The sequence below is a fragment of the Rhizobium sp. RCC_161_2 genome (genome assembly GCF_041355235.1).
GTDB lineage: Bacteria > Pseudomonadota > Alphaproteobacteria > Rhizobiales > Rhizobiaceae > Rhizobium.
Window position 1 is genome coordinate 438,668 of record NZ_JBFUPL010000003.1, and the last position, 13,489, is coordinate 452,156.

Sequence of the window (13,489 nt, forward strand, 5' to 3'; positions counted from 1 at the left end):
TCGCCATGCCGGCATTGCACTTTTCGCAGACCATCTCGGCGTCGCTCACCGATGGTGTCCTCGTCGTCACCATCGACAATCCACCGGTCAACGCGCTCTCGGCCGATGTCCGCGCGGGGTTGATGGCGGCACTCGATCATGCTGAGGCGGATAACGCGATCGTTGCCGTCCTGCTGACGGGGGCCGGCAACAGCTTCACTGGCGGCGCCGATATCAAGGAATTCGGCAAGCCGCCCGTCGAGCCTCTACTGCCGCAGGTCATCGCCCGTATCGAGGATTTCGCCAAACCTGTCGCCGCCGCCATCAATGGCGCGGCCCTCGGCGGCGGCCTGGAAGTGGCGCTTGCCTGCCACACGCGCTACGCCAGCCCCGCTGCGAAGATCGGCCTGCCGGAACTCAAGCTCGGCATCGTTCCCGGCGCCGGCGGCACGCAACGCCTGCCACGACTGATCGGCACAGTCGCCGCCATCGACTTGATCGCGAACGGACGTATCATCTCCGCCAATGAGGCAAGCAAGCTCGGCATTGTCGATAGCCTGATCGAAAACAAGCTGATCGATGGCGCCATTGCCAAGGTCAGCCGCGCGACCGCCTCTCCCTTGCGGCGCACCGGCGCGCTGCGGGTCCCATCGGAGCCCGCCGAAGCCATCGACAAGGCAACCGCCGAGGTGCTCCGCAAAGCACGCGGACAACGCGCGCCTGCCGAAGCCGTCCGTCTCGTTCGCCTTGCTGCGACGACATCGCTTGCGGAAGGGCTCGCCGAGGAACGCCGCACCTTTATCGAACTCCGCGATAGCGAGGAGGCGGCCGCCCTTCGCCACGTCTTCTTTGCCGAACGCGCCGCCGGCAAGATCGAAGGCCTGGAGAAGATCGCTCCGCGCAAGATCGAAACCGTCGGCATCGTCGGCACCGGCCTGATGGGCTCGGGCATCGCCGTTGCCGCGCTGAATGCCGGCTACCGCGTCATCGGCATCGAACAGACCCAGGAAGCCGCCGACAGGGGCCTCGAACGGATCGCCGGCATCCTCGACAAGGCGGTGCAATCCGGCCGCCTCGATATCGCCGGTCGCGACGACCGTCTGAACCGGCTGACGGTCACCGCCGATGCACAGGCGCTGGCGCAAGCTGACCTCGTCATCGAAGCGGTCTTCGACGATCTCGCCCTCAAGATCGAACTGTTCCAACGATTGGATGGCATCGTCCGCGCCGACACCATCCTTGCGACCAACACCAGCTACCTCGATCCGAACGCCATCGCCGCCGTTACCGCCCATCCAGAACGGATCGTCGGCCTGCACTTCTTCTCGCCCGCCAACATCATGCGGCTGCTGGAAGTGGTGAATTGCAACAGGACCGCGCCGGATGTGCTGGCAAGCGCACTCGCTTTCGCCAAGCGTCTCGGCAAGCTCCCCGTCGTCTGCGGTGTCACCGAAGGCTTCATCGGCAACCGCATCTTCTCCGCCTATCGGCGCGAGGCCGAATTCATGCTTGAGGACGGCGCGCTGCCGCACGAGATCGACACAGCACTTGAGGCCTACGGCTTCCCAATGGGCCTCTTCGCCGTCTACGACATGGCCGGCCTCGAAATCGCCTGGGCACGGCGCAAGCGCCAGGCGGCGACACGCGATCCCAATGCGCGTTACGTCGCCATCGCCGACCGTCTCTGCGAAGCCGGGCGCTTCGGCCAGAAGGCTGGACACGGCTGGTACGCCTATCCGGATGGGAAACGTACCGTCGACCCCGAAGTGACGGCGATGATCGAAACAGCTCGCTCCGAAAAGGGCATCGCGCCGAAGAAGTTCACCGCGGATGAAATCACCGCCCGCCTGCTGAAGGCCATGGCCGATGAAGGCGACGCTCTTCTCGCGGAAGGCATTGCTGCCCGCGCCAGCGATATCGACCTGGTAATGATCAACGGCTACGGTTTTCCATCACACAAGGGCGGACCGATGTTTGCCTCTGGCCGCCGATGAAAAGTGTCACGCGGCCCTCATCACGCCGCCGATGACAACAGGGTAAACAGTTCCTGCGGCCGGTTAACGCCGCGCAGCGCATAGCGCCCGACCGAGACGAGATCGTTGCTCTGATCCGCCGCCAGCGCCTCGATGAAATTCGACGACATCAGGATATTGCGGTCGGCCGAACGGCACATGGAGGCGATACGGCTGACCTCGTTGACAGCCGGGCCGATGACGGTGAAATCCAGGCGGTCCATGCTGCCGATATTGCCGTAGAAGACATCGCCTATATGCAGGCCGAGATAGACGTCGGTCACCGGCCTGCCCTCGATCTGTCGCTGGGCATTGAGGTCACGCAGCCGCTGACGCAGCAGCGATTCCGCCATCAGCGCCGCAGCACAGGCATCAGCAGAATCCCTGGCCTTGAAGATCGCCAGCGTGCCGTCGCCGATCAGTTTCAATACATTGCCGCCGGCCTCGTGGATCGAGGAAATCACGGCATCGGCATAGGCGTTCAGCATCGGAATGATTTCATCCGGCTCGGCGGTGTCCGAGATGCGGGTGTAGTTGGCGAGATCGGAGAACCACAGCGCCGCCGAGATGCGCTCGGCCTTGCCGCGCGTGATCTTGCCCTCAAGAACATGCCGGGCGGCGTCCTCGCCCAGATAGACCTCGGCAATGGTGCGGGCAATTCGGCCGGTAGCGGTGCATTTGATCGCCAAGGCCAGGGCCGGCGTAAGCTTGCGCAGCACACGCAAATCCTCTTCGGGGAAACCGGCCGCGGCAGCGGTGGCGAAATTCGAATAGAAACAATCCATCTCGCCGATCGTGCCGCCCTCTTCAAAGCGGTGCACCATGGCCATGTAGTCCGTGTGACCATCGGCCAGCAGCGTGTCGAGCCCGTAGAAATCGGCCGGGTCGCCGAAGCCGATGCGGCGGCGAACCTCGTCCCCGCCTGTCGTCAACAAATGATAAAAGGCGGATCGCTGCCAATTCTCCGAGGCGATTCCTGCCTGCGTCGGCCCATATTCGAACTCGCGCTCGATCGCCTGATTGCCATCCCAGCGGAAGGCGCGGCCCTCATAGACCGGATGCAGCGTATCCATCAGCGCCATGGCGCGATCGAGGTTGAGGCCATGCTGGCGGCACTGCTCGCAGAACCCCGCGAGGATATCGGCTTCCGCCATGCCCTTGAGGCCGGCCTGCATGAGCCAGCTGGCGATTTCGCCAATGTCCTTCGCGTCCATGGATATCTCCCGACCCTCTAAAGGACTCGCTTTAATACGAAACTTATAGGCTTGGAATGGTGTGCGATGCAAAATAGTCCTGACGGATGCAAGTGATCGCCGCTTCTGTGGCATAGAAGCGGCGATTTGACGCGTTCGAAGGTATCCGCGAAGCTTCAGCTCCTCCCATGCAACATCAGCAGGTTCTCCAGCCCGATCCGGCGGAATGGTGGCAAGAGACTCAGATCATGCCGCCATTGGCGCGCAGCGTCTGGCCGTTGATCCAGGCTCCGTCGGGACCGGCGAGGAAGGAGACGGCGGCGGCGATATCATCAGGCGTGCCGAGGCGCTCCAGCGGGTTCATCTTGGCCATGCGATCGATCAGCTCGTCGCTCTTGCCGTTGAGGAAGAGGTCGGTGGCGGTCGGGCCGGGTGCCACAGCGTTGACCGTGATCGAGCGGCCGCGCATTTCCTTGGCCATAATGCCGGTCAGCGTTTCCACAGCAGCCTTGGTGGCGGCGTAGACGCCATAGGCCTCGAGCTTCAGCCCGACGACACTGGTCGAGAAGTTGATGATACTGCCGCCGTCACGCAGGCGCTTGCCGGCTTCGCGCAGCGTGTTGAAAGTGCCCTTCAGATTGACGGCGATCTGGCGGTCGAAGTTGGCGTCATCGGCATCGGCGATCTTGGCAAGCTGCAAGATGCCGGCATTGTTGACGAGGACATCGACACCACCAAAGGCGGCTTCAGCCGCATCGAACATGCGACGTACCGCTTCGGCATCGGAAACGTCGGCCTTGGCGGTCAGAGCCTTGCCGCCCTTTTCTTCTATTCTACGGGCCAGCTCCTCGGCGGCGGCTTCGCTGCCGGAGTAGTTGACGACGACCGTGAAGCCGTCCTTAGCGAGGCGTTCCGCAATCGCGGCGCCAATGCCGCGAGAAGCGCCGGTAACGATGGCTACCCTGCTGAAATTGTTGGTCATTGTCTTCATCCTTCATATCTCTGCGCCATGGCGCGTTTCGATGAAGGGAAGATACCCCTTTTCAATTCGCGGATAATCCTCCATTAATCGGCATCACTATCCGAAATTAACGAACAAAAAAATGGACAGATTCGATGCCATGCGGGTGTTTTCCCGCGTCGTGGAGCGGCGCAGCTTCACGCTGGCCGCCGAAGACACCGGCCTGCCGCGCTCGACCGTGACGGACGCCGTCAAGCAACTGGAGGCACGGCTCGGCGTGCGCCTGCTGCAGCGAACCACACGGCATGTCAGCCCGACGCTCGACGGCGAGGCTTATTACCAGCGCTGTCTCCGCATCCTGTCGGACATTGAGGACGCCGAAGGCGCCTTTGCCGGCGCCAAGCCGAAGGGGCTATTGCGCGTCGATGTGCATGGGACGCTCGCCCGACATTTCGTCCTGCCGAACCTGCCGTCCTTCCTCGAAACCTACCCCGAGATCGAGCTTTACATGAGCGAGGGCGACCGTTTCGTCGACCTCATCCGTGAAGGCATCGATTGCGTGCTGCGCGTCGGCACACAGCAAGACAGCGACATGATCGCCCGCCGCGTCGCCATGCTGGAGGAGATCACACTGGCCGCTCCGGCCTATATCGAGCGCTTCGGCATGCCAACGCATCCGGACGCTCTCGACGGCCACCGCATGATCGGCTTCCGCTCCTCGGCGACGGGCGGATTGTTGCCGCTGGAATTCACCATCGACGGCGCAGTCCGTAACATCACTTTGCCCGCCACGGTCTCGGTCAACGCCGCCGAGAGCTATTTTTCGGCCGCCAAGCTCGGCCTCGGCCTGATCCAGGTACCGCGCTATCACGCCGAAGAAGCCCTGAAATCCGGCGAGTTGCTTAACATCCTCAAGGACTTTCCGCCGACCCGCACACCGGTCTCGATGCTCTACCCCCGCAGCCGCCAGCTCTCGCCGCGCGTGCGCGTCTTCATCGACTGGCTCACTAAGGTTTTTGCCCTGCAAACCGAGGCTGAAGGCAGCAGCGGATGAATATTTCCCCGAACCGATCAAATAAATGAAACCAGCTCTTTGAATGCGCCGACGGTGCTCCTACGTCGAGGGGGATAATTTCGTCGGCGCCCGTTCGCGCACGCCGCTATGACCCCATGATTTTCGAGAGGGACTGGATCCATGACTGAACAGAAGCAATTGAAGCTCGGGGCCTTCATGCGTCCCGTCAGCCTGCATACCGGCGCATGGCGCTATCCCGGCTCCTACCCCGATGCGAATTTCAATTTCAAGCACATTGTCAGCTTTGCGCAGGAACTGGAAAAGGCGAAATTCGACGCCTTCTTCATGGCCGATCACCTTGCCGTATTGAACATGCCGGTCGAGGCGTTGAAGCGCAGCCATACCGTGACGTCGTTCGAGCCGTTCACGCTGCTCTCCGCACTTGCCGCCGTCACCGAAAGGATCGGCCTCGTCGCAACGGCGTCCACCACCTTCGACCAGCCCTATCATATCGCCCGGCGCTTCGCCTCCCTCGATCATATCAGCGGCGGCCGCGCCGGCTGGAATATCGTCACGACCTCCAACCCGGACGCAGCGCTGAACTTCGGCCTCGATGAGCATATGGAACATGGCGAGCGCTATCATCGCGCCCGCGAATTCTATGATGTCGTCACCGGCCTCTGGGACAGCTTTGCCGACGATGCCTTCATCCGCGATGCCGAGAGCGGCATCTTCTTCGATCCGGACAAGATGCATGTGCTCGCCCACAAGGGCGAAGAGCTCAGCGTACGCGGTCCGCTCAACATCGCCCGCCCGCCACAGGGCTGGCCGGTGATCGTCCAGGCCGGGCAATCCGACGTTGGCCGTCAGCTTGCCGCCGAAACGGCGGAAGCGGTCTTCGCCGCCCCGCGCAATCTCGCCGATGGCAAGGCGATCTTTGCCGACATCAAGGGCCGGATGAAAAAGATCGGCCGCAACCCGGATCATCTGAAGATCCTTCCCGCCGCCTTTATCATCGTCGGTGATACCGTCGAGGAGGCCAAGGCCAAGCGCGCCAAGCTCGACAGCCTGGTGCATTACGACAGCGCCATTGCCTCCCTGTCGATCTCGCTCGGTCATGATGCCTCAGGCTTCGATCCCGACGGCCCGCTGCCGGCAACGCCGGAAACCAACGCCAGCAAAAGCGGCCGCGAGCGCGTCATCGCGCTGGCCGCGGAGGAGAAACTGACCGTGCGCCAGCTTGCCCAGCGCCTCGGCGGCTATGCCGGCCTTGCCTTCGTCGGCACGCCGCAGACCATCGCCGACGAGATGGAGCAATGGCTGCATGAGGAAGGCTCCGACGGCTTCAACGTCGTCTTCCCCTTCCTGCCCCAGGGTCTGCTTGACGTCACCACCCGCGTCGTTCCGGAGCTGCAGCGCCGCGGCATCTTCCGCCGCGACTACGAGGGCACGACCCTGCGCGAAAATCTCGGCCTGCCACGCCCGGAAAACCGCTTCTTCAAGCCCGTTTCGGAAGCAGCGCAATAAGAGACATGCCGATGAGCCATATCACGCCGATCGACTACGACACCGCCTCCGACGCCGTCCGCGCCGAGCATGACCGCGAGGTGGCGCTGCGCGGCCGTATGACCAATATGAAGCGCACCCTGCTGCATTCACCGGTGGCGCACCGAATCTATGCCGAATGGTTCACCCTGCGCGAGGAACTGCGCCCGGCGCTGGACGACCGTGCCGTCTGGCTGTTCTGCCAGGCCATTTCGCTGGAAAGCCGAGCGATCATCCCCGTCGGCTTCTTCCGCCGCGCGCTGATCAATGTAGGGTTGACGCCGGAGGCGATCGAGCCGACGGAAGACGAAGCGCTGCTGATCGATTTCGGCAAGGCGATCGTCAAGGATTCCAATGCCGTGCCGGAGGCGCTATGGGCGCGGTTGAAGGCCCGCTATGACGAACCGACCCTCGTCAACCTCGTCGCCTTCGCCGGCATCATGATCGCCACAGCCGTCTATACCAATGTGGTGAAGGTGGATATCGATCCGGAGCTTGGGCCTTACCTGGAAGGGTTTGAGCTGCCGGAGCGCTGAGCGCGACATCGCTCAACACCAACGGCAACTCCACGCTCTACGCGCCACTTCGATCGGTGCGAAAGTCACGGATTGTGGACGCAACTTCACACGCCTGTTGGGGTTCGCCGAACCATCGAGACGCGGCTTGAGCAGCCTCGTCAAGGTCAGGGGCAGCGTCGGTGGCCCAGGCGACGAAGCCGTCGGGGCGCACGAGCACGGCGCTCAAGCCCAGCCGGTCCCTGGTGTCGCCCGCGACATAAGGGATTCGCCCACGCCAGCGGCTTGCAAAGGCTTGAAGGGGAGAGCCCGGGTCGAAGTCCAGAAGCAGGCCTTGCCCATTTCCGAGAAGTTCGCCGAGCCTCGTTCCATCGGCCAACTCGAAGTCGGGCGCGCTGCGGCCCACCAGCGGGTGACTGCCGCCAAGATCATAGCGAAGAGAAACGCCCCAGACGCGCTCGGCGAAGTATGTTGCGCCGTCGCGTGTCTCGATGAGATCACGAATGATGGATTCGAGCGCGCGGGAACTCCGGCTCGGCCGCATGAGGCCGACCTGGGCGCGCGACCAGTCTAGGACCTGCGCTCCCACCGGATGCCGTTCGCTCCAGTAGCTGTCGAGCAGATCGGCCGGGGCGTCGCCACGGATGGTAGCGGCAAGTTTCCAGCCAAGGTTCATCGCGTCGCCAAGCCCGAGATTGAGCCCCTGGCCGCCCAAGGGCGAGTGGATGTGGGCGGCGTCGCCGGCAAGCAGCACCCGCCCTTTTCGATAGGCCGTCGCCTGATAGGCACGATCCGTCCAGGTGGTGGCAAGCTTAAGAGCCGTCAATGTGACGTCTGTCCCGGAGATATGGCGCAATACCGTCTGCACATGTTCGAGCGTCATCGGCTGTGCCCGGTGGAAAGCACCCCCGTCGAAATCGACCATCCCGATGGTTCCGGGCTTTTGGTAGGTGTACATGCCTGTCGGCGTGTAGTGGCGGCCCGGGCGGAGCTTGTCCGGATCGGCCATCTCGACTTCCACGGAATAGCCGGTGAACTCGGGATCGGTGCCAGCGAATTCAAATCCGGCCGCCTTGCGCACGATGCTGCGGCCGTCATCGCATCCAACGAGCCAACGTCCGCGAAAAGTCTCGCCGCCAGCGCGGATGGTCACATCTTCATCCGACTGGTCGAAATCTTCGACTCCAAGACCGCGCCTGATTTCGACACCCATCGCACTGGCCTGAGCGGCCAAGACGGATTCGAGGTGCTCCATCTCGACCGCCATGTTGGTGCCAGCCGGACCTGGCAGGCGATGCGGCCATTTCGAGGTGTCGATATTGTCTTGAAAGAACTGGATACCGGCGAAATGGCCGCCCGCGCGGCGTTCCTGTTGCACCCAATGTGGGACAGTCGAAACGTTGCCATCGCTCGAGCCATGCTTCCGGTGTTGCGGGGCCGCAATGTCGTCGAGTAACCCGCGACGATAGAGGGCTTCGATGGTAGGCGCGGAAAGGCCGCGCATGCCGAACGGAAGCCGTTTCAACGGGGAGTGCGGATCCTCGGCCTGCTCCAGCACCAATACCGATAGGCCAGCAAGCCTCAGCTCACAGGCGAGGAACAGACCGACCGGGCCGGCACCGGCAATCACGACATCATAGGAAACTGGGTGGTGGTTGTGCATGAACTACTCCTTTGTCGATGTTCGACCGGAGCGTTCCCCACGTTTGAGAACCACACGGACGAACGATAAGACGCCCCGGGGAGCGTCCGATGTTCGTCGTGGGGATCTCACGCATGAGGCCAGAGACCAGAGCTTTCGTTACCGAAAGGACTTGGGCTTACCAAACCAAGTCTGCCTTTTCCGACACGGGCTATATAGCGCTATAGCGATTGGCCTTCAACCGGGTACCACAGGCAGCATCATCGGTGCCAAACCGTGACCGACCGCTTCAAAGTTTTCAACATAAGGCGGAGCCCAAAATCTCAGATTGAGTGGAGCGATGAAGAGCTTGATCCCGGCTGATCTCCTTCGTGTGACACACATGCACGAAAGTCCGCTTAATACCCTTACGCTAGCCTCACCCCGAAATCACCGTCTCGAACTTCGGATTCCCACGGATCGTATTGCTGACCGTGCAGATCTCGTCCTCGGCGGCATGCGCGATGGCATTGCGGATCTCGTCGCCGAAATCCCCCTTGATGGTGAAAGCGATGTTGAATTTCTCGACGCGCGACAACCCTTCCGTCGCCTTCTCGCCGGTGACGACAGCGGTGACTTCGGTCAGCTTGTCAAGCACGCCGAGGCTGCTTGCGGCCATGCGGGCGCTGAGCACGAGGCAGGCCGACAGCGAAGAATAGAGCAAGTCGAGCGGATTAAAGCCGGGCTGCGACGGCGAGGTGACGATATCTATCTCGCCGCCGGTGACCGAAGTCACATGCGGAAAGCCGGTGCGGCCGAGGGTGGCGGTGGCACCCGTCTGTCTGGTCTTCACTCTCAATTCCGCCATGTCGAAAATCCCTCAAAGTAAAAGGTTGAAACTGTTACTCGAAACATAGGGATTCACCTTGCCGGACACAATCGGCCATCTCCACCCTTGCGCGCCGACGCCAGTTGAGCCACCAAATGGTTACGAGCTCATCGCAGACAGGCAGAATTCCGATATGACCGTTTCCGATCCCCGCGCCTTCCTCACCTCCCTCTTTGACGCAGCCGTCCGCGCCGCCGATCCAATGACCGGCATTCGCGCGCACCTGCCTGCAAAGCCGAAAGCGCGCACCATCGTCATCGGCGCCGGCAAGGGATCGGCGCAGATGGCGGCCGCGTTGGAGCTATGCTGGGACGGCCCGCTGGAAGGGCTGGTGGTGACCCGCTACGGCTTTGCCGCCCCCTGCCGCCACATCGAGATCATCGAAGCCGCCCATCCCGTGCCAGACGAGGCCGGCCTTGTTGCCTCCGGACGCCTGCTGAAGCTGGTCGAGGGACTGACGGAGGACGATCTGGTGATCGCGCTCGTCTCCGGCGGCGGCTCGGCACTGCTGCCGTCGCCTGCAGGTGGTCTGACCCTTACTGACGAGATCGCCGTCAACAAGGCGCTGCTCGCCTCCGGAGCACCAATCTCGGCGATGAACGTCATCCGCAAGCATCTGTCGACCATCAAGGGCGGCCGTCTTGCCATGGCAGCCTACCCGGCCAAGGTCGTCTCGCTCGTGGTCTCTGACATTCCGGGCGACGATCCGGCCCTCGTCGCCTCCGGCCCGACCGTGCCCGGCGCCGGCACACGCGCTGAAGCGCTCGACCTCATCCGCCTATATCACATCGACCTGCCTGCCGCCGTCCTCGCGCATATCGAAAAGCCCGAAGCCGACGCGCCACGGCCGGGCGATCCGCGCTTTGCCCGCAACGAAGTGCATCTCATCGCCTCGGCCGGCGTCTCCCTGGAGGCCGCCGCCCGGGTGGCGCGCGACGCCGGCATCGAAGCAGCCATTCTTTCGGATGCGATCGAGGGCGAAGCCCGCGAGGCGGCCCACATGCATGCCGCCCTCGCCCGCGAGATCCTGCATCGCAACCGGCCCTTCACCAAACCGATCGTGCTGCTCTCCGGCGGAGAGACGACGGTGACCCTGACGGGCAAGGGCAAGGGCGGGCGAAACTCCGAATTCCTGCTGTCGCTGGCGATCGACATCGATGGTCATTCCGGCATTCATGCCATGGCGGCGGATACGGATGGTATTGATGGCAGCGAGGACAATGCCGGCGCCTTTGCCGATGCCAGCACGGTGGCGCGCTTGCGCAAGGCCGGGCTGGTGCCCGCCGAAATGCTCAGAAACAACGATGCCTGGACGGCCTTCAACGCCATCGGCGACCTCTTCGTCCCCGGCCCGACCGGCACGAATGTCAATGATCTCAGAGCTATTCTGATCGCCTGATCGTCAAGATTGGACCAAATCTACGGTTTGCGCGCAATCTTCGCAGCGCCAGTAGGCCGGCGCCGTCGATATCCACCGAAAGAAATGCCGGCGGCAATGCGCGCATTCGATTTCGACGACATGCGTCTTTTCGGCAACGACAAAGGGCTTGGGCCTATTCTTGCGGTCGTTCTTCCACTGCTCAAGTTTCGTGACGGCCATCGTTACTCTCCACGCAATACTTCGGCCTAGATATGTACATGCCTAAAGTAGACTACCCTGATGAATAAAATATTGCGAGTGTGGAGAGCGCCGGTCTCCTACATATTGCGGCGGCATTAATACGAAAGCGCGATCGCGCGATTTGCATTTAATACTAGCCGGTTTCAAAGGCCGACAATGGCTCCGAGTATCGCGGCTGGAAGGCCACCCTTTGCCGAGCCGTGCCGCGTCGAAGATGACGAAAACCGATGCACTCGCGAGGTCGAAATTCGCTTTTCTCAGACTGGACACCCCGCCCGCGATACGCTCCTCTACCTGGATAACAAACTCCAAGAGGGACCATCATGCGCCATTTCCGCCAGCGGGCGATATCCTCGGCCACCATCTTTGCCTTCGGGCTTTTCTCCATCACGACAGTCCAGGCCGCAGCACCCCAGCCGGTCGAAGCCGAGCATGGGATGGTGGTGACCGCGCAGCATCTGGCGACCGACATCGGCGTCGATGTGCTGAAAAGCGGCGGCAATGCCGTCGATGCGGCGGTCGCGGTCGGCTATGCGCTCGCCGTGGTCTATCCGACCGCCGGCAATATCGGCGGCGGCGGCTTCATGACCATCCGGCTGAAGGACGGCAAGACCGCCTTCATCGATTTCCGCGAGCGCGCGCCGCAGGCTTCCACCAAAACCATGTACCTCGATGACAAGGGCAACGTCGTCAAGGGCGCCAGCACGGACGGCTATCTCGCCGTCGGCGTCCCCGGCTCCGTCATGGGCTTCGAGACTGCCCGCGAGAAATACGGCACGAAAACCCGCCAGGAGTTGATGGCGCCGGCAATCCGCTATGCCAAGGAAGGCTTCGTGCTGAACCAAGCCGATGCCGCGGAACTGAATGAGGGCAAGAAATGGCTGTCGCGCGATCCGGCCACGGCCGCGATCTTCACCAAGCCGAACGGCGCGCCCTTCTCGACCGGCGACCGGTTCACCCAGCCGGATCTCGGCGCGGCGCTATCGAGCATTTCCGAACAGGGGGCCGATGGCTTCTACAAGGGGCCGACCGCCGATGCCATCGTCAAGGCCAGCCAGGACAAGGGTGGCATCCTGGCGAAGGTTGACTTCGAGCAATACAAGGTCCGCGAACTGGATCCGGTGAAGTGCAATTATCGCGGCTATGAGATCATCTCCTCGCCGCCGCCCTCCTCCGGCGGCGTGATCATCTGCGAAATCCTCAACGTGCTGGAAGGCTATCCGCTCTCCTACACCGGCTACGCCTCGGCCGACACGGTACATCTCATGACCGAGGCCATGCGCCACGCCTATGTCGACCGCAACTCCACACTGGGCGACCCCGATTTCGTCGACAATCCGGTCAGCAAGCTGCTGGACAAGGACTATGCCAGAAAAATCCGCGACAGCATCGACCCCTATCGCGCCGGCGTCTCCAAGGATCTGATGCCGAAGGGTCTCGGCGAGAGCCATGAGACGACGCATTATTCGATCATCGACAATGACGGCAATGCGGTCGCTGTCACCTACACGCTGAATGGCTCCTTCGGCGCCGGCGTCGTCGCGCCCGGCACCGGCATCCTCCTCAACAACGAAATGGACGACTTCACCTCGAAGCCCGGCGTACCGAACCTCTACGGCCTGGTACAGGGCGAGGCCAATGCCATCCAGCCGAAGAAGACGCCGCTTTCCTCGATGAGCCCCACCATCGTCGCCAAGGACGGTAAGCCCTTCATGGTGATCGGCAGCCCCGGCGGCTCGCGCATCATCACCATCACGCTCGAAGCAATCATCAACGTCATCGATTTCGGCATGAATATCCAGCAGGCGATCGACGCACCGCGTATCCATCACCAGTGGCTGCCGGATAGGATCTACACCGAACCCTACGCCCTCTCGCCCGACACGATCAAACTGCTGGCCGGCATGGGCTACACGGTGCAGATCGGTGGCGACTGGCCGGTCTGGGGTCAGGCGGCCGGCATCCTCGTCGGCGGCAAGAGCCTTAGCGATATCGCCAAGGGCGGCGGTGCCCGCTACAACGGCGCGATGGACAGCCGTGCCGGCTCAGGCCTCGCCGGCGGCTACTGATCCCCTCAGTTAATCCTGCCGGCGATGGCTTCGATAGCGGAGCGCATTTCCGGCAGGAAACCACAGACG

General features: G+C 62.5%; 10 protein-coding genes. 6 read left to right on the forward strand and 4 right to left on the reverse strand.

The annotated features are described in order from the left end of the window. Window positions 1–5 precede the first annotated feature (5 nt). Entirely contained in the window at window positions 6–1,973 is a 1,968-nt protein-coding gene (locus AB6803_RS09940) for a 3-hydroxyacyl-CoA dehydrogenase NAD-binding domain-containing protein (protein ID WP_371108724.1), read from the forward strand. 20 nt (window positions 1,974–1,993) lie between these two features. On the opposite strand, the gene AB6803_RS09945 is transcribed toward AB6803_RS09940, so the two are convergent. Next, the gene (locus AB6803_RS09945; RefSeq protein ID WP_371108725.1) at window positions 1,994–3,205 is read right to left on the reverse strand and encodes an adenylate/guanylate cyclase domain-containing protein; all 1,212 of its coding nucleotides are present in this window, start codon (window positions 3,203–3,205) and stop codon (window positions 1,994–1,996) included. A gap of 220 nt (window positions 3,206–3,425) precedes the next feature. Then, window positions 3,426–4,166 (reverse strand): SDR family oxidoreductase, encoded by a 741-nt coding sequence (locus AB6803_RS09950; protein WP_371108726.1) that lies wholly within the window; start codon window positions 4,164–4,166, stop codon window positions 3,426–3,428. A 121-nt stretch (window positions 4,167–4,287) separates the two neighbouring features. Between AB6803_RS09950 and AB6803_RS09955 the strand changes: the two genes are divergently transcribed. The 3 genes from AB6803_RS09955 to AB6803_RS09965 all read left to right on the forward strand — a co-directional run bounded on the left by AB6803_RS09955 (window position 4,288) and on the right by AB6803_RS09965 (window position 7,241). Continuing rightward, window positions 4,288–5,199, forward strand: a complete 912-nt coding sequence (locus tag AB6803_RS09955; RefSeq protein ID WP_371108727.1) for a LysR family transcriptional regulator — start codon at window positions 4,288–4,290, stop codon at window positions 5,197–5,199. Between the two features lie 141 nt (window positions 5,200–5,340). Continuing rightward, window positions 5,341–6,687, forward strand: a complete 1,347-nt coding sequence (locus tag AB6803_RS09960; protein ID WP_371108728.1) for an LLM class flavin-dependent oxidoreductase — start codon at window positions 5,341–5,343, stop codon at window positions 6,685–6,687. Between the two features lie 11 nt (window positions 6,688–6,698). Continuing rightward, window positions 6,699–7,241 (forward strand): hypothetical protein, encoded by a 543-nt coding sequence (locus AB6803_RS09965; protein WP_371108729.1) that lies wholly within the window; start codon window positions 6,699–6,701, stop codon window positions 7,239–7,241. A gap of 37 nt (window positions 7,242–7,278) precedes the next feature. Here the strand turns inward: AB6803_RS09965 and AB6803_RS09970 are convergent, their stop codons facing one another. Further along, window positions 7,279–8,883: an FAD-dependent monooxygenase gene (locus AB6803_RS09970; RefSeq protein ID WP_371108730.1), complete on the reverse strand. Its 1,605-nt coding sequence runs from the start codon at window positions 8,881–8,883 to the stop codon at window positions 7,279–7,281. Between the two features lie 397 nt (window positions 8,884–9,280). Beyond that, window positions 9,281–9,709, reverse strand: a complete 429-nt coding sequence (locus AB6803_RS09975; RefSeq protein ID WP_183695806.1) for an OsmC family protein — start codon at window positions 9,707–9,709, stop codon at window positions 9,281–9,283. Between the two features lie 154 nt (window positions 9,710–9,863). Between AB6803_RS09975 and AB6803_RS09980 the strand changes: the two genes are divergently transcribed. Further along, on the forward strand, window positions 9,864–11,129 hold the full coding sequence (locus AB6803_RS09980) for a glycerate kinase (protein ID WP_371108731.1): 1,266 nt from the start codon (window positions 9,864–9,866) through the stop codon (window positions 11,127–11,129). A 545-nt stretch (window positions 11,130–11,674) separates the two neighbouring features. Further along, window positions 11,675–13,420, forward strand: a complete 1,746-nt coding sequence (gene ggt, locus AB6803_RS09985; RefSeq protein WP_371108732.1) for a gamma-glutamyltransferase — start codon at window positions 11,675–11,677, stop codon at window positions 13,418–13,420. Window positions 13,421–13,489 lie beyond the last annotated feature (69 nt).